The organism is Ekhidna sp., assembly GCF_965228795.1.
Taxonomy (GTDB): Bacteria; Bacteroidota; Bacteroidia; order Cytophagales; family Cyclobacteriaceae; genus Ekhidna.
On the sequence record NZ_OZ245839.1, the window covers coordinates 1,224,605 to 1,245,085 of the forward strand.

Here is a 20,481-nt window from a genome sequence, read left to right on the forward strand (position 1 = left end):
TATGTTTTTTAAGATATTTTCATTTGAAATAAAATATTGGGTTAAGAACCCTTTATTCTATATATACGTCGGATCGCTGTTCGCTATTTCTACTTTAGCAATGGCCTCAAGTGCCGGAGTTTTTGATTCAGTTACAGTAACCAGAAGCTCAATCGCTTATATCAATTCAGCCTTCTCACTCAATAACTTCATTAATGGATTTACCATTATTGGATTCTTTCTTATTCCTTCAATAATCGGAGGGACAATAGCGAAGGATTACACCTCAAATACGAGCAATGTGCTGTATTCCTTTCCGTTTCGGAAGACGGATTACCTATTTGCAAAGTACCTAAGTGGATTGGTCATCACTATTTTAGTCTTATTTTCCATCGCTTTGGGCGCCATGGTTGGCGGCTATATGCCGGGTACAAATCCGGAGTTATCAGGGCCATTTAACCTTTTCAATTACATACAACCATACTTGATTTATGTAATACCTAACCTGGTGTTTTTTAGTGCGATTGTTTTTGGGGTTGTTACATTCTCCAGAAATGTTGCTTCAGGATTTGTGGCAATTATTGCTTTGTTCTTACTCCAGGGAGTAGCAGAAACAATAATAGGGCAGTTGGACAATAAAGAGCTGGGAGCATTACTTGATCCTTTTGGAGCCGGTGCAAGTAGCTACTATACGGAATACTGGACCGTTTCGGAGCAAAACGAAAACCTGCTTCCTTTTAAAGGTTATATTATCTACAACAGATTGATCTGGGGAGGACTAGGCTTATTGGTCTATTTTGCTGTGTTTTCAGTTTTTCGGTTTTCACACAATCCATTTGCATTTTCATTCAAGAAAAAGGCTGGAGTACGTGTGACCAAAAACAATTTCGGTAGCATGGTGAGGATCAATCTACCTAAAGTCACGTTCGACTACAGTTTTATTCATCGAATAAAAACTGCCTGGACATTATCTAATAGTGATTTCCTATTTGTTGTAAAAAGCTGGCCTTTCATTATCATTTCTCTGATCGGGCTCCTGATTCTCACTACAACATTGGCAGTAGGTCAGCAGATTTTTGGCACAGCTACCTATCCTGTTACCTGGCAGATGCTTGAAATCGCGGGAAATGTGTTTAGCACATTAGCAATTTTGCCAATCACGTACCTTTATTCAGGTATGTTGATTCACCGTCATCGGCTTTCGAAAATAGATCAGATGGTGGATGTAACTCCGGTACCAAACTGGACGATGCTGTTTTCAAAGTTTTTAGCACTACTGAAAGTACAGGTTGTTTTACTGTTGCTGATTATGGTGGCAGGAATGCTAATCCAGATTTATGCAGGGTTTTATGACTTTGAAATTGGATTGTATTTAAAAGAACTCTACTTCATTCGCATTTGGAGTATTGTGGTATGGAGTTTATTAGCGATTTTCATTCACACATTGATACCAAATTATCTGATTGGCTTCTTTGTGACACTTGGTGTTGCTATTGGCATTGGGTTTTTGGATTCCATAGGTATCGAACAATCAATTTTTAAATACAATCAGGGACCGGGAACTACCTACTCACCGATGAATGGTTATGGAGTTTCTCTTCGACCATACCTAACGTATAAATTTTATTGGCTACTACTAGGTGGAGCGCTGTACGTCTTTGCTATTGCCTTTTGGAGAAGAGGAGTATCAACCTCATTTAAAAACCGTGTTAAGGTTGGCTTCCAATCATTCACAGGCCCATTGAAGGTTGCTTTCTTTTCACTTCTAATCCTCTTTTTGGGATTGGGCACCTTCATTTGGTATGAAAATAATGTGGTGGATGAATATGTATCTCAGAAGGAAAGAGAGCTTAGAAGAGTCGAGCAAGAGAAATTATATTCAAAATACGAATCGATGGCTCAGCCTCGAATTGTGGATGTAAAAGTTGATCTGGACCTGTTTCCAAAATCCAGGGATTTTAGAGCAAAGGGAACCTATGTTTTGGTAAATAAAACGCAGGAATCCATTGACTCCATACTTTTGAATCACAATAGCTACCCAAGCGAGTTTTCATTTTCAGTACCTAATGAACGAGTGCTTGAGGATACAACATACAATTTTGATTTCCATGCTTTGAATACACCAATGGAACCTGGTGATACCATTTCATTCACCTTTGAGATGTGGAATGAACCCAACACCTGGCTGAGTAATAACTCTCCGGTTCGCTCAAATGGAACATTTATGAATAATGGCATTTTCCCAACGTTTGGATATTCAGGACAGGGAGAGTTGAGGGATAATGAAGTGCGTAAAAAGTATGATCTTCCGGAGAAGGAACGAATGAAATCTCCGTACGACACCACTGCGTTAGGAAATACTTATATATCCAGCAGTGCAGATTGGATTGATTTTGAAACGACTGTGAGTACTTCTCCGGATCAAATTGCGATTGCGCCTGGCTATTTACAGCGAGAGTGGGAGGAGGATGGAAGGCGCTATTTCCATTACAAAATGGATAGTAAAATGCTCAACTTCTATGCCTTTCAATCAGCCCAATATGAGGTGCTGAAAGATCAATGGAAAGACATCAACATTGAAATTTACTATCACGAGGGCCATGAGTACAACCTGGACCGAATGGTAAAAGGGGTAAAGCAGGCGCTGGAGTATTATACGGAAAATTTCAGTCCTTATCAGCATCGTCAGGTGCGCATCATTGAGTTTCCTCGCACGAGTGGGTCATTTGCTCAGTCATTTGCCAATACGATTCCTTTTTCTGAAGGCATTGGTTTTATAGCAAAAGTTGACGATGATGACCCAGATGGCGTGGACTATCCATTTAGTGTCACCGCTCATGAAGTAGCTCACCAATGGTGGGCACATCAGGTGATCGGGGCGAATGTGCAAGGTGCAACGCTAATGTCAGAAAGTATGTCTGAGTATAGTTCACTCAAAGTATTAGAAAAAGTAAGGGGAGAAGAGCAAATGCGCTCTTTCCTTAAGGATGCTTTGGACAGCTACCTTCAGGGACGATCGTTTGAGCGGTTGAAAGAAAAGCCGCTACTCTTCAACGAAAACCAGCAATATATTCATTACAATAAAGGATCGCTGATATTGTATGCGTTGAGCGATTACCTTGGAGATGAAGTTTTCAACGCAGCGATGAGTCGATATATTGATAGTGTGGCGTTTCAGGAACCTCCGTACACCACTTCATTGGAATATCTTGAATTTGTTAAAGAAGCTGTACCGGATTCACTCAATTATCTGGTGAGAGATATGTTTGAGACCATTACCCTTTATGACAATGAGGTAAAAGAAGCCACATATCGTGAATTGCCAAACGGTAAGTACGAAGTGAATATCAATGCAATAGTTGCTAAATATCGAGCAGATGAAAGAGGTAAGCGAATGTTTACAGATTCGGATGGAGCTGATAGTCTCTCATTTCAGGTGGAAGGAGCAAGAAAACCGACTTATTCCTTACCACTTGCTGACTGGGTAGAGGTTGGAGTTTTTACTGAAAAGGAGATTGAGGGAAAAATGAAGGAAGTCCCACTTTACCTTGAAAAGCGGCGGTTTGATCAAATTAACAATGAGATTACAGTGGTAGTGGATGAGAAACCAACATCAGTTGGAATTGATCCATACAACAAGCTCATTGATGTTGTTTCGAATGATAACCGGATGGCGCCCTCTGAGAAAGAGGAAGAAACTGAGTAAATACGAAAGCGGCCTTTGAGCCGCTTTTTTTATCTTCTATGGATTCCGATTCATAGTTTTGCGCTCAATGATGACGATGCGGCATGTACTGAGCCTCTTATTTTTTCTAACTCTTCTGTATGCGGAAAGTCAAATCCTTAAAGTAGATAAAGGGTTTCTGGCTACAGATTCTGCTAATTACTTTACCGGAGTGATTGATGCGACTTTCGCCATAAATAATCGAAGTTCAACCGTCAATCAGCAAAACATCTATGTAGGTGTGAATAATAATGTGGACCTTGTTTACATCGCTGAGCGATCTGCAACGGTTCTCATTAGTGGGTTGAATTACTTTAAAATTGGAGAAGGCCCACTCATTTACAATGGATCAGCTCATCTGCGTCAGGTTTTAAGACGATCCGCGCCTTTGACACCCGAGTTTTTTATTCAGGGACAATTTGATGAGTCGAGAAACATGGAGTTGAGAATGCTGTATGGAGGAGGTCTCCGCTGGAACATTCTTCAGAAAAGAAATTCTCTTTTTGCAGGAATAGGTATTTTCAGAGAAAATGAGCGATGGAATGGGCCTGAACAGGAAATCGTCAAGAACTTATGGAAGTTGAATTCTTACCTCAGTGCTGATATCAAACTTTCAGAAGCAATTAATATCAATGCAATCGTCTACTTCCAGTCCGGAAGAGATGGAGTCATTGATGCCTTTAGAAATCGACTCAGCGGTCAGCTTGAATTTAAGAATGCGCTCACTGATCGGTTTAAATTGAAAATGACTTCCAATTTCCTTTTAGATGATAAGCCAATCATTCCGTTGAATGAGTTTGTTTATGAAGTGTATTTTGGAGTAGAGTATAGCTTCAAATAGCAAATTGTCGCACCTGTGACAATTGTGTTTCATTCAGCCATGGATGGTTAAACGTCATTATCAGCTATGATCAATGTCATAGAGGGTTTGGGGCTGTATTTCTAGATTAGGTGTAGTTAATTAAAACACCAAAGTCATGAAAAGTATCGTAGTACTCGGGAGCAATTTTGCCGGATTCACCTCAGCAATACAGCTCGCCAAAAAATTGAAAAGAAAAAGAGAAGAGTACAAGGTAGTGGTGATTTCTCCTACCCATGACTTTCTCTATGTCCCGTCCCTTATCTGGGTTCCGTTTGGTAGACGTGAAGTAAAAGATATCAAGTTTGACTTGCGCTCTATATTTCAGAAAAACAATATTGAATTCATTCAAAAAGCAGCTGATCGGGTTGATCCTGATAAAAACATCGTATATCTGAATGATGATCAGGAGATTACCTACGATTACCTGGTGATCGCTACAGGGGTCTCTATGAATTTTGATGTAATCGATGGTCTTAGACCTGAGGACAATAAAATTCACAACATTGTAATTCCTAAGTTGGCCATGAAAACACGGGAAGCTTTTGAAAAGCTAGTGGATGATCCCGGCCCTGTGATTGTAGGAGCCACCCAGGGAGCTAGCTGTATGGGTGCTGCTTATGAGTACCTGTTTAATATGGATAAGGAACTCAGAAGACATAAAGTGCGGGATAAGGTAAAATTATATTGGATTACACCAGAGCCGTATTTAGGTAACTTCGGAATTGATGGGATGCCAGGAGGAGAAGGCATGCTCAAGATGTTTATGAAACTCTACAACATTGAGTATATCATTGATGCCAGCATTGATCGTATTGACGAAGATAAGATTCACCTAAAGGACGGAACGGTATTACCCTACAAAATGGCTATGCTGATGCCGCCATTCGAAGGTGCACAGGTGATGAAAGACAGTCCGAAGCTTGTCGATGAGAAGGGGTTTGTAGAAACGAAAGCTTCTTATCAGCATGTGAAATATGATAACGTTTTTGCAGCTGGACTAGCCGTGAAAGTTACACCAAACTTTAAGATTGAGAAGACACCATTTGGAGTACCTAAAACAGGTTACCCGAGTGATGTCACGGGAAAAATTGTGGCGAAGAATATCGTGAGATTGATTGATGGTAAGAAAAAGTTGATTGAAAAAGAGTGGGGTAAAATCCCTGCCATTTGCATCATGGATGCTGGTCACAAAGAAGTCTATCTATTAGCCAATCATTTGTTTAAGCCACGTCAGTTCGCTATTCTGCTTCCAAACATTTTTAATGATTTTGGTAAAGTATTATTAGAGAAGTATTTCATGTGGAAGAACAGACACGGATATGCGTGGCTTCCATAAGTAAAGGTGTTTGTTTGATTTGAGGTGATTTATTAAGGTGCTATTTCACCACCTTATAGATCACCTCTTTTTCCGGTAGTGCAAATCTGGTTTTTTCTTCCGGAATTAGTTCATCAATCAAATGCTCTTCCACTACCTGAAAACCTGATTCAGCTAAGCGAGCACCATAATCTTCTCCGTACATGCGTACATGATCATCCTGTCCAAATGCTTTTTCCCGTTCTTTAGGGTCCACAATGGATTTATCCTCATACGTGACTTTTGGTAAGGGATAAAAGAATGGCACCTGCAGAATGGCCCATCCACCGGGTTTCAGTACCCTTCTCATTTCACTTAAGGCCTTTTTATCATCGTCTACATGTTCCAGTACATGATTGCAAAAGATGATATCGATGGAGTCATCCTCAAAAGGGATGGAGTGAATATCCATTTTCACTTTCGCCAAAGGCGATTCGATATCTGCAGTGATGTATTCGAGATTAGGTAACGCCTCAAAGCGATCCATGAAGCACAGTTCGGGTGCAACATGCAGCATTTTTGCCTCTTTTGTGAAAAAATCAGTCTTTCTTTTCAGGTATAGCCAGATGAGTCTGTGCCGTTCCAGTGCCAAACATTTTGGGCACAAAGCATTGGGTCTGGACTTCATTCTTCCATAGGGCAGAAATTTTCTAAAGCGCGATTCACAAACCGGACACTCAACTTTGTCACCTCGATAAAACACTGACACAATTCTCAGTGCCGTATGACTGAAAAGTTGAAGATATCTCCGTGGTATTTTTCTTAGGAAAAATGATATTAAAAACTTCACTTGGACTCAATTTCGCTCCGCAAGTTATTTATTCACCTCACTACCAGCAATCATTGCTGAAAATTTCTCTATTTTGTTCTTTAATGCATAGAACGATCTTTTTTCTTGCCTCTATGGGGGTCTCCATTTTCTGCTTTTCTCAAAAAGAAAAAGCGGTAAAGGAATATTTGCCTACAGAGAATCTGGAGATGCGCAAGGATGCTAACAAAAGCTCAAATAGGCCAAAGAGAAAGAATTATTCATTCATCTATGTTCCGGATGCCAACAAGATACTGTATGGGAATCCATGTGTTTTAGAGGCTACTCATAAAATGGGGTTTGAATACATGGTCGAGCCTTCAAATATGAACAGTAGTAAGACCTGGAAAGGGAAATTTTTGAATAACCTCTGGGTAAAGACTAAATTAGTAGTAACACGTTCGCCATTTTGGAAGCTTATTCTCAATCGGAAAATCAAAAAATGCCGTAAGATGAGTGGGGATTTGGTGGGCTGATTATTTACCTAATTTCACTTAATGAAACCCCTGAAAAGAATACCTCAAAGCACCTTAGTTGCCTTCTTGCTGATTTTATCTTCTTGCGCCAATATTACTGAAGAAATCTATCTCAATGCAGATGGTAGTGGCGTGTATATGGCCTATACAGACGTAGTGTCCAGCACCCGAACAATGATGATGGGTATGATGGGGAGTGTTTATCCTGATGCTTCTGAGGATAGCCTTCGGCAAATTGTCGAAGCGCAATTATGGGAGCAATTTCCTGCTGAGGTTGACTCGATTATCGATTTTTCATCAAGAGTTCCGGACAGTATTAAAAACGATCCGGATAAGAAAAAATACCTCGATAAAATGGAGATGTTCATGAAAGGTAGCAAGGAAAAAGGCTATCTAAATTCAGGGATGAAATTCGCGTTCAGTAGCGTCAAGGAGCTGCAGGAATTCAATGATTTTCTTAGCGATAATCAAAGTGCCTCCAGCGTCGGAATGAACATGGATATTCCTCAAATGCGAGTCAAATTTGACTTTGATGGAAGTTCATTTTCTAGAAAAGTAATGATGCCGGAGATCAAAGACTTGAGTGATTCAACCATGATGGTTATTGGATCCTTACTAAAAGAATCAAAATCCAGATTGATTCTGCACCTACCAAGAAAGGCGGATAAAGTATCCAAAGAACAGCTGGTTGGAAAAGTAGGAAAGGATGTAACCTATGAGTTTGAGCTGATCAAGTTATTCTTAGGTTCTCAGTCTGCAGATGTAAAAGTTGAATTTTAGTTATGAAACCACGTGCCGTACAGTTTTCCAGAACCAAGCTTACCGAATTGATGATTCCTTCCTTCGCGAATTTTGGAGGGAAAGTACACGGTGGACTTATTCTTTCATTGATGGATAAGGTAGCATATGCGGTGGCCAGCAAACATGCCGGGACCTATTGCGTGACTGTAACGGTAGATGGTGTTGAGTTTCTTCAGCCGGTTGAGGTGGGAGAGCTGGTAACACTGGACGGTGCGGTTCATTATGTAGGAAATAGCTCATTAGTGGTGGGGATCAAAGTGACTTCTGAGAATGTAAAGACGAATGAAGTAAAGCACACCAATAATAGCTACTTCACCATGGTGGCCAAAGGAGATGACGGAAAACCAACCAAAGTTCCGGAATTAGTTTTAGAAAACATTACGGAAATGAGACGCTTCGTAGAAGCAATTAAACGCATAAAAGTAAAGCGAGAGGCTAATGCCAAGATTCAAAAAGAACAAGATGAGTTTATCATGGTAGATGACATGGAGCTACTAAAAGATCAACGTTGTAAAGTGGAATTCAAGGTGGATGATGAATTCAACGATCTTTTTTCCGATACATAAACTTTAGTCCCGACCAATTTTCATCTACTGCACATACTTTCACGTCTACTAAGCCTCCTTTTAGTCCAAATTCTCTCACAATATTCCCATTTAAATCGGTCTCAATTGTTGAAGATCCCTTTGGCCAGGATACCCACAAGGTTCCATCTTTTTTCAATGCATTTTTCCACTGGCTCCAATTACCGGATAGTTCTGTGAGCTTTGTGACGAATAAATGTTCAAAATCATAAGGCGGGGATGAAATACCCTCATCCCATTCGGTTTCTGCAGGGGTTTCTTCAAGTAACTCAAAATAGTTCTCAGGGGATTGATATAAAAAGCACCTATATCCTTCTTTGATATTGAGTTTCTTCCACAGAGGGTTTTTGGAATAACCGGCCATTTATCTACAATAAGCAGGTGTTTCTCCATGCCAGTTTCTATCAACGGCACCACTATACTCAATACACGCTCTGTTTAGATCGCCAAGTGCAGCGTATGCCTGAGCTGATGTTATGTAAGAAATGGCACTGTCAGGCCAAACATATTTATTCCAATCGGCGGCCTTGATGGCCATTTCCGTATCATTTAGTCTTAAGTATACGTCAGCCAGATTAGTGTACAGATAGAAATGTGATTGAGGCACATATTTCTGGTTAATCACTAAAGCATACCCTTCACCATAAATTGCTTTATAGCGCTTTATTGCCAATCGGTGGGCAATCACTAAATGATCCAGCGCTTCTTCTAAATTATTGAATTCATCGCGTTGAATTTCTGCTATTTTGACAAGCGACCCAATGATCTCATACTCTCCAACAAGGAAATCTTTCAGGATTTCTATGGCCTTATCCGGCTGATTATTCTGTTTATAAGCATCAGCCAGTCTTTGTCTCACTTCATAAAACGGGAGGTGAGGAGCAAATTCCTGCACCAATTCATACAATTCAATCGCAGTAGCATACTGACCCCTGCGAAATGACTTATTGCCTTCTTCAATGATGCGGTCAAGCATGGTATTCTTGAAGGTCTTCATGTCTTTTTCCTCAGTTCTGAAAAACTTCAAGGATGTCATCATTTCAAAAGCGGAACGATAGTCCCCAGCTTCAAAGTAGTCTTTAGCTTCCAGGTAAGTGGATCTTCTTTCAGCCAGCATTTTTTCTATTTGTCGATCATCGTAGCTGCGTTTTACCCACACACCGGTCATTACTAACAAGGCAATTAAAAAGGTAATTCCAAAAGCATATGCAGTGGCAATTGCATTTTGACGGGTATCAACTCTAGCAGTTGCATATCTTCTTCTGGCTTGATTTTTCCATTGGTTAGGGTTTGGAGGACGATAGGAATGTGTCCTTTCCTGGCTTTCAGAAAATTGACGGTATTTTAGTTTTAAGTCAAATCGTGCTTTTTCATATTCATCCGAAAGAATTTGATGTGCTACATTAACTTCTTTGAATTTTTCCTCCATTTCTGGCCTGCCCGGGTGTTTGTCAGGGTGGTATTTTACCGCAAGACGCTTAAAAGCAGCTTTTATTTCGGTAGGTGTGGCATCCTCAGAGAGCCCTAATACATGGTAATAGTTGGTCATCTGAAATGGTAATTCTTCTTTATAACGAATATATGTAAATAAAGATTATGCCTTATTCATCAAATAGAATCCTATTAAACAAACAATCAGGCCTCCAACTATACTTATGCTTGCATAAATAATAAATTGTGCAATCATTCCGTCTCGGATAAGTTTAAGACCATCCAGGGCGAATGTTGAAAAAGTGGTAAACCCACCACATAGTCCTGCAATAAGGAAAAGACCAACCTGATTACTCAACTTCATGAATTCACCACTCAATAGGCCGATTAAAAAACACCCGACTAAGTTGACTATTAAAGTACTTAAATAGGGCTTGTCCAGCTCCAGTTTCGTAGTAAATAGGTACACACCATATCGGGCTGCACTTCCAATGAAGCCACCCAACCCAACAATCAAAATATCTTTCATTTACTATTCAGTTTGCTCAAAGTTGTTGACATGAGCTTGTAATTCAGGAAAAAATAAGTTGAATTCTCGTTCAAATTCTGAATAATGCTTTTTCAGGGCTATTGAGGCCTCATCCATACGGTTTTCGTAATTGGTTCGCTTACTCATTCCTGTCAATGCACGATCAATGCCTTCAATGAATTGATAATTGTAAAGCCAATTATCTCGAGACATGTATGTCAGCATACTTATTACACCTTTTGGAACCTGATCGAAATAGTTCGAAATGGTTTGGTAGAAGTTTTCTGTGTATTCAAGTAGCGGGATATGGCAATACTTCAGCCAATCTTTTGCTAGAAAGTGATCATAAAACACATCCACAATAACCGGCGCGAAATGCCTGAATTGTTCTCTGAGCCTCACTTTACTCTCCAGAACGATATCATTAGTATCTGTGAATTGATCAATGCTTCTATGCAGTCGAATACCTTTTTGAATTTTTTCAGAATAACGATCCAACTGAGACCCTTTGACAAAATCTCCTATAAAATTACCCACAGTAATTTCCTCGTCATCACCACTTAAATATAGATGTGCTAAAAAATTCATTCTATTCCTAAGATAAGGAGTAATTATTATAGTTTGAGATTAACGTGTGTGGCCTTACTTTTGTGAAGCAACGAAAACGGTTGCGATAATTAGATTAACTTAAAACATCATCGAAAGTAACTTTCCAAATATCGTCCGATCACATTTGAATATGCTGGTACAACTTGCTAGGGTTGACGGAGTGGTGGTGCAGGAAGAAATAGACCTTATCAAGCAGATAGGTAAAGCCAATGGTATGTCTGCAGAGGAGATAAGCGAATGTTTTGAGGACCCATCGGTAATTGAGGGTTTGGAAACATTATCTGATGATCAGCGATACGATTACTTGTATAATGTGGTTCAACTGATGAAGATCGATGGACGCATTTATAAAGAAGAGATAAAGTTCTGTGCTAAAATTGCCAGCAAGTTGGGATATGATGAGGATGTACTTCGGGAGATGATGCTGAAAATTTACAGCGATCCACACATTACCACAGACAAAGAGACGTTAAAAGCTAAGATTCAAACATATCTTAGAAAATGAAGAAGCTGCTGTTCTTCTGTCTTATTTTTTCACATTTCATAGGTAAATCTCAAAACATTGATGAACGAGCCATTCGTGATGTTCTTGCTCAGCAGGAAGAATGTTGGAATGCCGGCGATCTGGAATGTTTTATGGAAGGCTATTGGAAGTCAGATCAGTTGGTTTTCATTGGTAGCAAAGGGGTAACCTATGGTTGGCAGAAAACCCTGGACAATTACAAGAAGAGCTATCCTGACAGGGCTGCCATGGGTCAACTTACTTTCGAACTTATTTTACTTGAGCCATTAAGCGAGGACTTCTGGTCTGTAATAGGCAAGTGGAGTTTGAAAAGAAAAAATGATAATCCTCAAGGGCATTTCACACTGATTTTCAGGAGATTGGGTGATGAATGGGTGATAGTCTCCGACCATTCAAGCTGATTCTTTAACACACTAAATTTGGTGATAAGCTGTTTTTTGAGTAGATTCTATGCTACTTAATCATTTAAATTCAGCTAAATATGGTAATGAGCTACAGAGGAGCCGAGGCTCCAAAAATACAGGAAACACAAGCACTCAAAGTAGAAGATTATATGGCACGAAAGCTTATCACTTTTAAGCCTGACCAGGCCATGCACGAAGTGGTGGACGCTTTGATGAAGCATAAAATTTCCGGTGGACCTGTAGTGAATGATGACGGTCAATTAGTCGGCGTAATATCAGAAGGTGACTGCCTGAAAGAAGTAGTAAAGGGTAAATATGATAATATGCCCATCTTTACCGGACTGGTTGCTGAGCATATGGCCAAAAATGTGGTAACTGTAGGTCCAGGCCTTAATATCTTCGAAGCGGCTAAAATGTTTCTCGAGAAAAGGCTCAGACGATTCCCTGTTGTCCACGAAGGAAAACTTATCGGACAGATCAGTCAAAAAGACATTATGAAGGCGGTACTCAACGCCAAGAGTTCTACCTGGTAATTGCTATCGCTTTTCTTTACTATTTTCGTTCTTCATCAAATCAAGAAGAATGAAAAAGCTATTATCTCTATTTTTATTAGTCTTATTTACTTCCGTTCAGGCACAGGTAGATGTCAAGTCTATTGATAAATACATTGAGAAAGCTCGTAAGGACTGGAACGTACCCGGAATGGCAGTAGCTATCGTGAAAGATGGGGAGGTGGTGCTGAGCAAAGGATATGGTGTTAAAGAGATTGACGGAAAAGATAAAGTGGATGATAATACCCTTTTTGCAATAGCATCTAATTCCAAAGCTTTTGTAGCCTCTTGCATTGCTAAGCTTGTAGAGGAAGGGAAGCTTTCATGGAAAGATAAGGTAAGGGACTACTTGCCTTACTTCACTTTGTATGGCGATGAATACATTTCTTCTATGGTTACTGTGGAGGATCTGCTTTGCCATAGGGTAGGACTGGGAACTTTCAGTGGTGATGTAATCTGGTATAAAACCGAAAAATCACCTGAAAAAATCATTAAACAAGCAGCATATGTGCCAGAGGCTTTTGAGTTCCGGGATGGCTATGGCTATACCAACCTGATGTTTATTGCTGCTGGTGAGGTCATACGAAAAGTGACCGGAGAACCATGGGAAGCTTATGTGAAGAAGCATTTTATGAACCCACTAGGCATGGAGAATACGGTTATTAGTATCAATGATTTACCCGAAAATACAGCTACTCCGCATAAACCAACTTTAGAAAATGGCACGGTTCCGATTAATTGGGCCAGCTGGGATGCTCCAAGTGCAGCCGGAGGTATCATTTCATCTTCTTCGGATATGGCTAAATGGATGATGATGAACCTGAATGGAGGTGAGTGGGACGGAAAGCAATACATTGACAAAGAACAACAAAACCTGCTATGGACCCCTCATAATAACTTCAAGCTGAGTGAGGGTTCTAAGGAATCAATTCCCGGCAGGCACTTTGCCGGTTATGGACTAGGGTGGAGCCTTATGGATTATCATGGTACCATGGCAGTCAGTCATGGTGGCGGATACGATGGCATGTATTCACGTGTCATGATGGTTCCTGATCTTAAGCTGGGTGTGGTGGTTCTAACAAATACCATGGAAGGGATCTCTACACCGTTGGCTTATTACATCGTCAATCAATACATGAAAAAAGATATGCGGGACTGGTCAGCAGAGTATCTGGATAGGGTGCGCTCAAGAAATGGTCACAAAGAAGATGTAGAGGAGAGAAGGGCGGCACGAAAAATGGGAACCCAACCGTCCGTTGATGAAGCTGAGATGGTAGGTACCTACTATGATCCAATGTATGGAGAAATCACTGTTTCCAATGATGAAGGTGATTTAAGAATTGATTTTCAGGATGCGCCATTACTGAGCGCAACGCTGGAGCACTGGCATTATGATACCTATGAGATTAAATGGGACGAAGAGCACGCATGGTTTGATTTTGGAACTGTGTCATTTGAGCTTGATAACAACTTAAAAGTTGAAGGTATAGAATTTGACGTGCCAAATGGAGACATCTTTTTCCATGAGTTGCATCCGAAGAAGAAATGAGTTTGCCAACCCTAACAGGGTTTGAAACCCTGTTAGGGTTTTTTTCACTCGAAAGTAACTGGACTGATATCCCTCAAATCCTGAAAGGATTGGTGGAATTCCTTGTATGACTTTTTACCCCCAAACCAATCAATGACTTCTTTGCGTTGCAATCTTGTGGATTTATTACTCAAATGAGTATGATAGGAGGAGTGAGGGTATTCTCTGAAATCATCTATTAACCCATGTTTTTGCGGATTGAAATGAATGTAATACACCAATCTGGAAAAATAATAGTCATTTTCAATTGGGATTCTTCTAAACGGAAGTTCGAATAGCTTTCCAGTGCGATCATTTTGCTTGTTAATTGCTTGCGTGTACCCATTAAAGAAATGAGAAAACTGCAGACTGATTATTTGTGAGCAGCTTCTAACCCTAGCAGGGTTTTGAACCCTGTTAGGGTTATCATTATTCGATAGAATTTCATCTTCACTTTTGGTCCGGATGAGTAAATGAAAATGATTCCTTAGAAGACAATACGCATAAGTGTCAGCTATAGGGCTTATATACTTTTCATACTTTAATAAGAAGTAATTGTAGTTCTCCTCATGCTTGAAAATGTCTTCTCCATTGATGCCACGATTGTAGATATGATAATACGTTTCAGGGGATAGTGGATCCGTATTCTTCATGAATTACATCTAAATGCCTACAACAATATCACTCAGTTCTATCAATGATTAACCTCTCGATTGATTCTTGGGCTTCATCATTTAATTTCAGTAAATAGATACCCTTTGGTAGATGGGAGACATCAATTTGGTTTACTTTTTCCCTTATGTTTAATAGTATTTTACCACTAAGGGAGATGACCTCAGCTCCATCAATTGGTTTAAGGAAGTTTATATGACCGTCTCTTACAGGATTTGGATAAAAAACCGGTTCCTTTTCAGGGGCTAACCCTAAAATAGGTGCTTCAGCAAATACATCAAGCTTAAATGAGCCTCTAGTTGTAATAACTGTGATCGCGTCTTCAAGCGGTTCAATACTTTTTGGAGTGAAAGTAAAATCGATTGCCTTTGATTGCTGAGCATCAATGATGCCATCCCAGTGACCCTTGAATTCATTCGGATATCTGATATCTGTTACGATCACACCATTATTACCACTATTAATTATTTCAAATGAACCTTCAATCATTTCTCCAATTTCATAATCCTTAACTAAAAGAAAATCCTCAGAGAAATCAATATTATCACTTGCATTGCTTATTAAGTAGAAATAGAATGTTACTTCATCCCCTTCATATGATGAGGTGAATCGCCATTGTCCTTCATCTCCAACAGTCGGCAGCAAAAAGGATCGATACCAGTATGACCCTGCGTAGAACTGGGGAGATACTGTGTTCCATTGTTGGAAAACAGATCCGTCAGGCTTGTATACTACATGAGTACTCACTCCATCCGCCATCTGATCGCGAAAGTATGTAGCAAAGTATACACGTTCACCATGTGTGAAGTCTACGCGAATATTTGGTTCTTCCTCACCATAACATCCAAACACGGGAGCTTCATCGTGAGTAAGTACCCTGCTGATTCCTGACATATAATAATCGGGTTGATTCACCCACCATGATTCTGAAACTGAATCATTGCAGGTTCCTGCGAAAGGATCAATGAGATTTCCGTTTGCATCATAAATTTCTAAATGTAAGTGCGGCCCGGTGGAGTTACCGGAACTCCCCATGACACCCAGGTATTCACCTACATCCACACGTTCACCTACATTCTTTTCGGTAAGTGATCCGGTTTTTAAATGCCCGTACCAAGCTACCGAGCCATCATCGTGTTGAATATAGACGGCATTCCATGAGTTGCTGTTAAATGAACAGCTTTTGTCATCTTGATTTCCCTCCTTGTAAATGATCTCGCCGGCAGCTGCAGCTATAATTTCAACATGGTCATTATCCATTTTATGCCAGGTAAAAGGCCAGGAAAAAACATCCGTTCCCTTATGATTGTAACCACCTTCTGTGTCATAAGATCGTGTGCCGCAATTATAATCGGTAAGCGTATTTGGATACGCTTCATTCCAATCAACATAATTCGATATGCCTATAACCTCCTTTTCGTCATAGTTCATGGATTGTCTTACTGGCCATTCAAGCTTAATACTACTATGGGATCGTGCTGTATGGATTGTTCGGTAATCTGCTAAGATTTGCAGGATCCTATTTCTCTCGTTTTCACTTAAGCACTCACTTTTATTTTGAAGAATGGCTGGGACTCCAAAACCCTGATCTTGTGCGATAATGTATTGAGAAAGAGTAAGTGCCAAAATAAAAGGTAGGTAATAAGATTTCATGTGACTATTATTTGGTATAAATATAACGGAAAGACTACTGGCTCCACTTAAGTGGAGGCACCTTTTGATTCTTACTGGAACATTCAATCAATGTGTTCATTCTTTTTTCCCTCGTATCTTCTCGTTTAGCACTCATCACCCAGTGAATGGATTGCTTTTGGTAAGAAGGCGCGAGATTTTTTGAGAAAAAAGTCCATGCTTCCTTATTCGCCTTGAACCGCTTTTTAAAGTCGGGGCTGAGTTCCACCTTGTCTTGCTCAAAAGAAGCTTTACCGGAGTTTTCAGGGTCTCTTTTAGCATAAGCCGCTAACCCGGCTTTAGTAACCAAGTTGGCCTTTTTTAGCTCTTCAATTCGTTTAATGTTGACATGACTCCAATGACTATTGGGTTTCCGGGGAGTGAATCGGATTTGATAGGCTTCCTGATCAATACGCTTACGTATTCCATCTATCCATCCAAAACAAAGCGCCTGATCTACTGATTCCGGCCAGGTGATGCTGGGTTTATTGGTAGCTTTTTTATAATAGCCAACCCATAGCTCGGTTTCTGTTTCGTGATTATCCTTCAACCACTTTCTGAAATCTTTGGGAGTGGAGAAGAAAGTGGCCATTTTTTAGAAAGGAAGTAAATCTGGTTCCACAAACTCCTTCTTGGCTCGTTTATCTGCAAAAACATTGAAACCGTAGTGTTGTTCTAAAATGTCTTTGAAGTTGGTAAGCAATCGAGGAAATTCCTGAATAAAGTCTTTGAAATTGTCCGACTTAGCTTTTTGCATGAAGTGATTCATGGCTTTCACTGAGGCGATAGTTACAGTTTTATTGAATTTATCATAAACGCCGAGTGATTCAGCAAAACCTTTGATCTGTTCACACATGTTTTTTTCCGCCTGCTCTGATCCGTATTTCTGAATATGAATGTATGCCAGACGGAGGTGAGCTTCATGTGAAAACAACCCAGGTTTTAGTCGATACGTCTCGAATTGATTTTCGAATTCCTCGTCGGTATACTGCCAGTGATCTTTGATACGCATAATTCAAATTTACTTTTTTGAAATAACAATCATCTAAGCGATGCTTCGAATTGCCCTTACTTTTCTTTGTTTGCCTTTTTCTGTAAACTAGTTCCAATGGCAACCCCTAATACTAATCCTACACTTAGCCATATGGCAATATTGCCTGTAATCGCACCAATAGTAGTGCCGAAACATATACCTAGTGCGATTGCTGTAGTTTTTTTGTCGTGATTCATATCTAATGATTGATGCTTTAAAGTAGCGCCTTACTAGCAATAATTAATACGAATCATGCTAAGTGGCTGATCAAGATACTAAGCTGTAAATGAAAGTATGTCTCATATTTCTATATTGGAGTGGTACTGCTTTTAATAAGCGTCCAATTTTGGACAAGTCGATTGTTAATTTGATCATAGAAAATCCTCTTATGAACATTAATGAATGATTTATTAAATAATACCTCAAATAATGAGGTATTTATTTGCGATATATCATAACTTGATGTATTGTTGCATTATGTATTCAAAAGAACTGTTAAAGGGAACATTGGAGGTAATTGTGCTAAAGCTTCTATCTGAGCAAGGTAAGATGTACGGATATGAGCTCTCACAGCGAGTGAAAGAGGAGACGGAGGGAAAGATCCATTTAAAGGACGGATCACTCTATCCTGCGTTACATAAGCTGACGAAAGACGGCATACTCACCTTTGAAGAGGTCAGTATTGGTAAGCGGGTGAGAAAATACTATAAGCTTACAGAAAAAGGGGAGAAGCAAAAAGACACCCTACTTGACGAAATGAGAGATTTCATCAAAACGATCGAGAAAGTAATTTTTAGTGACTTAAAAACATCACCGGCGATATGATTGCTGAAGAATATGAAGATCGTATCATTGAAGAAGTCGAAAACAGCGCGATTAAAAATCAAACGCTGAAAGATGATCTTATTGATCATTTCTGTTGTTTGGTGGAGATCGAAATGGACCGTGGATTATCCTTCGAGAAGGCACTGGAAAAAGCTTATCAACAAACCGCCCCTAACGGACTAGAAGAAATACAACAGGAAACAATTTTTTTATTCAATTACTCAAAAATTATTTTTATGAAACGACTAATGTATGTAGTGGGCTATCTATTCACAGTGACCTGGATGGCCGGGATTGCATTTAAATTGCTGCATCTAGCCGGTGCAGGAGTATTACTTGGTATTGGGGCACTAGGTCTGGCATTTATTTTTATCCCCATGTTTTTAATAAATCGGTATAAGAATTTTGCTAGGGAGGTACTGTCCGAACGATTGAAATGGATATTTGGAGGAATATCATTTCTATTATTGGTGACTTCCATCACCATGAAATTACTTCATCTTATGGGAGCAGGACTAATGTTAGGACTCAGTTTTCTGATTTTTGGAATCGGTTTTTTACCCTTCCTGTTTTTCAGGATGTACAAGAAATCGGTAGATGAACTCTGAAGGTCTACTCAAAATGAAAGGGCTACTTGTTTCAAGTAGCCTTTTTTGTTTCCATAGCTGAATAAACATGTTTTAAAAGCTTATTACCCAGTGACCATCCATTAGGACTAAAGTAAACCTGTCTTAGCTGTATAATTATGAGTTCATTTTCAGGATCGATCCAGAAGCTGGTGCTGAATGCCCCTCCAAAATAAATGGTACCTTCAGGAATGGTTGAAGGCGATTGCTGAATGACAAACCCATAACCGAATTTATTTTTTCCCGTCCATAAGGTGTCGATTTGATTCGAAGACATCATTTCAACACTTTCAGGGCTAAGTACTTGGTTGCCATTGTAGGTGCCATCATTCAATATCATTTGACAAAACTTGAAATAGTCTCTGGCTGTCCCACTTAGGCCACTGCCTCCCGAGTAATGTGATTTCGCACCATACACAGGAAAATCTTCATGATTAAGGGGGTTAGTAGATATCAATGGTTGATAGCTACCAGCTGTGTCTGGTTGGTACAATGTGGTAAGCATTGAAGCGTACGAGTCATCAAAGAAAAAGTCAGTGCTGTCCATGCCTAAGGGATCTAAAATGTTTTCATTGATATAGCTAGACAAATCCTTTCCGGAAGCCACTTCAACCACTCGCCCTAAAACGTCAATATTTAACCCATACGTCATTTTTACTCCCGGCTGATGCACTAATGGGATTTTCCCCAGCTCATCAGCGACTTCCTCCATCGTTATATCCGTGTGAGAAGTTAGATCTGGGATTTCGTATTTCAACAACATGGCTCCATTTACGGGAGGGTCCATAAAAGCATATGGGATTCCGGAGGTATGAGTAAGCAAATGATGAATGGTTGGAGGTCGTTCGATGGGAATGGTTGTCCAGGTGGTATCCTCCGGGTTAAATTCATCAAGCACTTCAATATTGCTAAATGCCGGAATGTACTTGGAAATGGGATCATCCAAGTTCACCTTGCCCTGTTCTACCAGTTGGAGCACGGCAACTGAGGTGATGGGTTTGGTCATGGATGCCAGGCGAAACAGATGGTGTTTTTTATATGCTTCTGACTTCAATGAATCATCAAAGCCTATTTCAGATTCATAGATGATTTTACCGTTCTTAGCAATTAGCGTGACAGCACCAGGGAATTTCCCCTCATCCACATATCGCTGAACGACCTCATCAATAAGGGTGAGCGAATCTGCATTCATTCCTACATTTGAAGGGCTTGCAAATGATAGCAAAGACTTAGAGTCCTTCTCTTTCGTCTGAGCACAAGAAATGAAAAGTAGGAGAAAAATCAATGATAGGTTCTTCATATCAGGATTGATTAGGTGCTTCAAGTTAATAAATACTTGCCTGTTCTTATTCGTATCGAAGGTTCTCAGTAGGATCCTGGCTAGCCGATTTGTAAGAGAGGAAGCTTGCATTCATAACTTAAGAGTCACATAAACAAAAAAGGCTACCCACC

General features: G+C 39.9%; 23 protein-coding genes. 12 read left to right on the plus strand and 11 right to left on the minus strand.

Annotated elements, in window-relative coordinates:
- The first annotated feature begins 1 nt into the window (after position 1).
- The 3 genes from ACQK2H_RS05680 (at position 2) to ACQK2H_RS05690 (ending at position 5,901) form a co-directional block, all read left to right on the plus strand.
- The gene (locus ACQK2H_RS05680; protein ID WP_425390486.1) at positions 2-3,685 is read left to right on the plus strand and encodes a M1 family aminopeptidase; all 3,684 of its coding nucleotides are present in this window, start codon (positions 2-4) and stop codon (positions 3,683-3,685) included.
- A gap of 76 nt (positions 3,686-3,761) precedes the next feature.
- The gene (locus ACQK2H_RS05685) at positions 3,762-4,544 is read left to right on the plus strand and encodes a hypothetical protein (protein ID WP_425390487.1); all 783 of its coding nucleotides are present in this window, start codon (positions 3,762-3,764) and stop codon (positions 4,542-4,544) included.
- A 136-nt stretch (positions 4,545-4,680) separates the two neighbouring features.
- Positions 4,681-5,901 (plus strand): NAD(P)/FAD-dependent oxidoreductase, encoded by a 1,221-nt coding sequence (locus ACQK2H_RS05690; RefSeq protein WP_425390488.1) that lies wholly within the window; start codon positions 4,681-4,683, stop codon positions 5,899-5,901.
- Positions 5,902-5,941: 40 nt separating this feature from the next.
- Here the strand turns inward: ACQK2H_RS05690 and ACQK2H_RS05695 are convergent, their stop codons facing one another.
- Positions 5,942-6,709 carry a class I SAM-dependent methyltransferase gene (locus tag ACQK2H_RS05695; RefSeq protein ID WP_425390489.1) on the minus strand — a complete coding sequence of 256 codons (768 nt, stop codon included), beginning with the start codon at positions 6,707-6,709 and terminating at the stop codon, positions 5,942-5,944.
- 83 nt (positions 6,710-6,792) lie between these two features.
- Between ACQK2H_RS05695 and ACQK2H_RS05700 the strand changes: the two genes are divergently transcribed.
- From ACQK2H_RS05700 to ACQK2H_RS05710, 3 genes are read left to right on the plus strand one after another with little or no spacing between them, the layout of a single operon-like run.
- Positions 6,793-7,203: a hypothetical protein gene (locus tag ACQK2H_RS05700; RefSeq protein WP_425390490.1), complete on the plus strand. Its 411-nt coding sequence runs from the start codon at positions 6,793-6,795 to the stop codon at positions 7,201-7,203.
- 21 nt (positions 7,204-7,224) lie between these two features.
- Entirely contained in the window at positions 7,225-7,983 is a 759-nt protein-coding gene (locus ACQK2H_RS05705; RefSeq protein WP_425390491.1) for a hypothetical protein, read from the plus strand.
- A gap of 2 nt (positions 7,984-7,985) precedes the next feature.
- Positions 7,986-8,570, plus strand: coding sequence for an acyl-CoA thioesterase (locus ACQK2H_RS05710; RefSeq protein ID WP_425390492.1), 585 nt, complete (start codon positions 7,986-7,988; stop codon positions 8,568-8,570).
- On the opposite strand, the gene ACQK2H_RS05715 is transcribed toward ACQK2H_RS05710, so the two are convergent.
- Genes ACQK2H_RS05715 through ACQK2H_RS05730 form a run of 4 tightly spaced genes read right to left on the minus strand, consistent with a single transcriptional unit; the run spans position 8,545 to position 11,136 of the window.
- Positions 8,545-8,952 carry a DUF3052 domain-containing protein gene (locus ACQK2H_RS05715; protein WP_425390493.1) on the minus strand — a complete coding sequence of 136 codons (408 nt, stop codon included), beginning with the start codon at positions 8,950-8,952 and terminating at the stop codon, positions 8,545-8,547. The genes ACQK2H_RS05710 and ACQK2H_RS05715 overlap by 26 nt on opposite strands.
- Positions 8,953-10,137 carry a J domain-containing protein gene (locus tag ACQK2H_RS05720; RefSeq protein ID WP_425390494.1) on the minus strand — a complete coding sequence of 395 codons (1,185 nt, stop codon included), beginning with the start codon at positions 10,135-10,137 and terminating at the stop codon, positions 8,953-8,955.
- Positions 10,138-10,182: 45 nt separating this feature from the next.
- Positions 10,183-10,548, minus strand: a complete 366-nt coding sequence (locus tag ACQK2H_RS05725) for a fluoride efflux transporter FluC (protein ID WP_425390495.1) — start codon at positions 10,546-10,548, stop codon at positions 10,183-10,185.
- Between the two features lie 3 nt (positions 10,549-10,551).
- On the minus strand, positions 10,552-11,136 hold the full coding sequence (locus tag ACQK2H_RS05730) for an ACP phosphodiesterase (RefSeq protein WP_425390496.1): 585 nt from the start codon (positions 11,134-11,136) through the stop codon (positions 10,552-10,554).
- A 151-nt stretch (positions 11,137-11,287) separates the two neighbouring features.
- On the opposite strand from ACQK2H_RS05730, the gene ACQK2H_RS05735 reads away from it, so the two are divergent.
- The 4 genes from ACQK2H_RS05735 to ACQK2H_RS05750 all read left to right on the plus strand — a co-directional run bounded on the left by ACQK2H_RS05735 (position 11,288) and on the right by ACQK2H_RS05750 (position 14,184).
- The gene (locus ACQK2H_RS05735; RefSeq protein ID WP_425390497.1) at positions 11,288-11,662 is read left to right on the plus strand and encodes a TerB family tellurite resistance protein; all 375 of its coding nucleotides are present in this window, start codon (positions 11,288-11,290) and stop codon (positions 11,660-11,662) included.
- A complete protein-coding gene (locus ACQK2H_RS05740) occupies positions 11,659-12,081 on the plus strand; it encodes a YybH family protein (protein ID WP_425390498.1) in 423 nt (140 codons plus the stop codon). The genes ACQK2H_RS05735 and ACQK2H_RS05740 overlap by 4 nt, the downstream gene beginning before the upstream one ends.
- Positions 12,082-12,167: 86 nt before the next feature.
- Complete coding sequence (locus ACQK2H_RS05745) at positions 12,168-12,617, plus strand: CBS domain-containing protein (protein WP_425390499.1); 450 nt, start codon at positions 12,168-12,170, stop codon at positions 12,615-12,617.
- Positions 12,618-12,666: 49 nt separating this feature from the next.
- Positions 12,667-14,184, plus strand: coding sequence for a serine hydrolase (locus ACQK2H_RS05750; protein WP_425390500.1), 1,518 nt, complete (start codon positions 12,667-12,669; stop codon positions 14,182-14,184).
- Between the two features lie 44 nt (positions 14,185-14,228).
- On the opposite strand, the gene ACQK2H_RS05755 is transcribed toward ACQK2H_RS05750, so the two are convergent.
- The 5 genes from ACQK2H_RS05755 to ACQK2H_RS05775 are packed head-to-tail and all read right to left on the minus strand — an operon-like array spanning position 14,229 to position 17,775.
- Positions 14,229-14,855 carry a transposase gene (locus ACQK2H_RS05755; RefSeq protein ID WP_425390501.1) on the minus strand — a complete coding sequence of 209 codons (627 nt, stop codon included), beginning with the start codon at positions 14,853-14,855 and terminating at the stop codon, positions 14,229-14,231.
- 28 nt (positions 14,856-14,883) lie between these two features.
- Positions 14,884-16,527: a peptidoglycan DD-metalloendopeptidase family protein gene (locus tag ACQK2H_RS05760; protein ID WP_425390502.1), complete on the minus strand. Its 1,644-nt coding sequence runs from the start codon at positions 16,525-16,527 to the stop codon at positions 14,884-14,886.
- 34 nt (positions 16,528-16,561) lie between these two features.
- Positions 16,562-17,137, minus strand: a complete 576-nt coding sequence (locus ACQK2H_RS05765; RefSeq protein WP_425390503.1) for a YdeI/OmpD-associated family protein — start codon at positions 17,135-17,137, stop codon at positions 16,562-16,564.
- Positions 17,138-17,140: 3 nt separating this feature from the next.
- Positions 17,141-17,557, minus strand: a complete 417-nt coding sequence (locus ACQK2H_RS05770) for a hypothetical protein (protein ID WP_425390504.1) — start codon at positions 17,555-17,557, stop codon at positions 17,141-17,143.
- A gap of 56 nt (positions 17,558-17,613) precedes the next feature.
- Positions 17,614-17,775 carry a hypothetical protein gene (locus tag ACQK2H_RS05775; protein WP_425390505.1) on the minus strand — a complete coding sequence of 54 codons (162 nt, stop codon included), beginning with the start codon at positions 17,773-17,775 and terminating at the stop codon, positions 17,614-17,616.
- A 280-nt stretch (positions 17,776-18,055) separates the two neighbouring features.
- Here ACQK2H_RS05775 and ACQK2H_RS05780 point away from each other — a divergent pair, with 280 nt between their 5' ends.
- A complete protein-coding gene (locus ACQK2H_RS05780; protein ID WP_425390506.1) occupies positions 18,056-18,403 on the plus strand; it encodes a PadR family transcriptional regulator in 348 nt (115 codons plus the stop codon).
- A complete protein-coding gene (locus ACQK2H_RS05785; protein ID WP_425390507.1) occupies positions 18,400-19,011 on the plus strand; it encodes a hypothetical protein in 612 nt (203 codons plus the stop codon). Before ACQK2H_RS05780 ends, ACQK2H_RS05785 begins: the two co-directional genes overlap by 4 nt.
- A 31-nt stretch (positions 19,012-19,042) precedes the next feature.
- Here ACQK2H_RS05785 and ACQK2H_RS05790 read toward each other — a convergent pair whose 3' ends face one another.
- Positions 19,043-20,329, minus strand: a complete 1,287-nt coding sequence (locus tag ACQK2H_RS05790; RefSeq protein ID WP_425390508.1) for a serine hydrolase domain-containing protein — start codon at positions 20,327-20,329, stop codon at positions 19,043-19,045.
- Positions 20,330-20,481: the final 152 nt, after the last annotated feature.

What these genes read in the sequence shown, in the direction of transcription:
- ACQK2H_RS05770 (WP_425390504.1), bottom strand. Translation starts at nt 17,557, where the DNA reads ATGCGTATCAAAGATCACTGGCAGTATACCGACGAGGAATTCGAAAAT.
- ACQK2H_RS05775 (WP_425390505.1), bottom strand. Translation starts at nt 17,775, where the DNA reads ATGAATCACGACAAAAAAACTACAGCAATCGCACTAGGTATATGTTTC.
- ACQK2H_RS05720 (WP_425390494.1), bottom strand. Translation starts at nt 10,137, where the DNA reads ATGACCAACTATTACCATGTATTAGGGCTCTCTGAGGATGCCACACCT.
- ACQK2H_RS05765 (WP_425390503.1), bottom strand. Translation starts at nt 17,137, where the DNA reads ATGGCCACTTTCTTCTCCACTCCCAAAGATTTCAGAAAGTGGTTGAAG.
- ACQK2H_RS05760 (WP_425390502.1), bottom strand. Translation starts at nt 16,527, where the DNA reads ATGAAATCTTATTACCTACCTTTTATTTTGGCACTTACTCTTTCTCAA.
- ACQK2H_RS05750 (WP_425390500.1), top strand. Translation starts at nt 12,667, where the DNA reads ATGAAAAAGCTATTATCTCTATTTTTATTAGTCTTATTTACTTCCGTT.
- ACQK2H_RS05755 (WP_425390501.1), bottom strand. Translation starts at nt 14,855, where the DNA reads ATGAAGAATACGGATCCACTATCCCCTGAAACGTATTATCATATCTAC.
- ACQK2H_RS05700 (WP_425390490.1), top strand. Translation starts at nt 6,793, where the DNA reads ATGCATAGAACGATCTTTTTTCTTGCCTCTATGGGGGTCTCCATTTTC.
- ACQK2H_RS05710 (WP_425390492.1), top strand. Translation starts at nt 7,986, where the DNA reads ATGAAACCACGTGCCGTACAGTTTTCCAGAACCAAGCTTACCGAATTG.
- ACQK2H_RS05725 (WP_425390495.1), bottom strand. Translation starts at nt 10,548, where the DNA reads ATGAAAGATATTTTGATTGTTGGGTTGGGTGGCTTCATTGGAAGTGCA.
- ACQK2H_RS05715 (WP_425390493.1), bottom strand. Translation starts at nt 8,952, where the DNA reads ATGGCCGGTTATTCCAAAAACCCTCTGTGGAAGAAACTCAATATCAAA.
- ACQK2H_RS05745 (WP_425390499.1), top strand. Translation starts at nt 12,168, where the DNA reads ATGAGCTACAGAGGAGCCGAGGCTCCAAAAATACAGGAAACACAAGCA.
- ACQK2H_RS05785 (WP_425390507.1), top strand. Translation starts at nt 18,400, where the DNA reads ATGATTGCTGAAGAATATGAAGATCGTATCATTGAAGAAGTCGAAAAC.
- ACQK2H_RS05735 (WP_425390497.1), top strand. Translation starts at nt 11,288, where the DNA reads ATGCTGGTACAACTTGCTAGGGTTGACGGAGTGGTGGTGCAGGAAGAA.
- ACQK2H_RS05790 (WP_425390508.1), bottom strand. Translation starts at nt 20,329, where the DNA reads ATGAAGAACCTATCATTGATTTTTCTCCTACTTTTCATTTCTTGTGCT.
- ACQK2H_RS05740 (WP_425390498.1), top strand. Translation starts at nt 11,659, where the DNA reads ATGAAGAAGCTGCTGTTCTTCTGTCTTATTTTTTCACATTTCATAGGT.
- ACQK2H_RS05705 (WP_425390491.1), top strand. Translation starts at nt 7,225, where the DNA reads ATGAAACCCCTGAAAAGAATACCTCAAAGCACCTTAGTTGCCTTCTTG.
- ACQK2H_RS05780 (WP_425390506.1), top strand. Translation starts at nt 18,056, where the DNA reads ATGTATTCAAAAGAACTGTTAAAGGGAACATTGGAGGTAATTGTGCTA.
- ACQK2H_RS05680 (WP_425390486.1), top strand. Translation starts at nt 2, where the DNA reads ATGTTTTTTAAGATATTTTCATTTGAAATAAAATATTGGGTTAAGAAC.
- ACQK2H_RS05690 (WP_425390488.1), top strand. Translation starts at nt 4,681, where the DNA reads ATGAAAAGTATCGTAGTACTCGGGAGCAATTTTGCCGGATTCACCTCA.
- ACQK2H_RS05685 (WP_425390487.1), top strand. Translation starts at nt 3,762, where the DNA reads ATGCGGCATGTACTGAGCCTCTTATTTTTTCTAACTCTTCTGTATGCG.
- ACQK2H_RS05730 (WP_425390496.1), bottom strand. Translation starts at nt 11,136, where the DNA reads ATGAATTTTTTAGCACATCTATATTTAAGTGGTGATGACGAGGAAATT.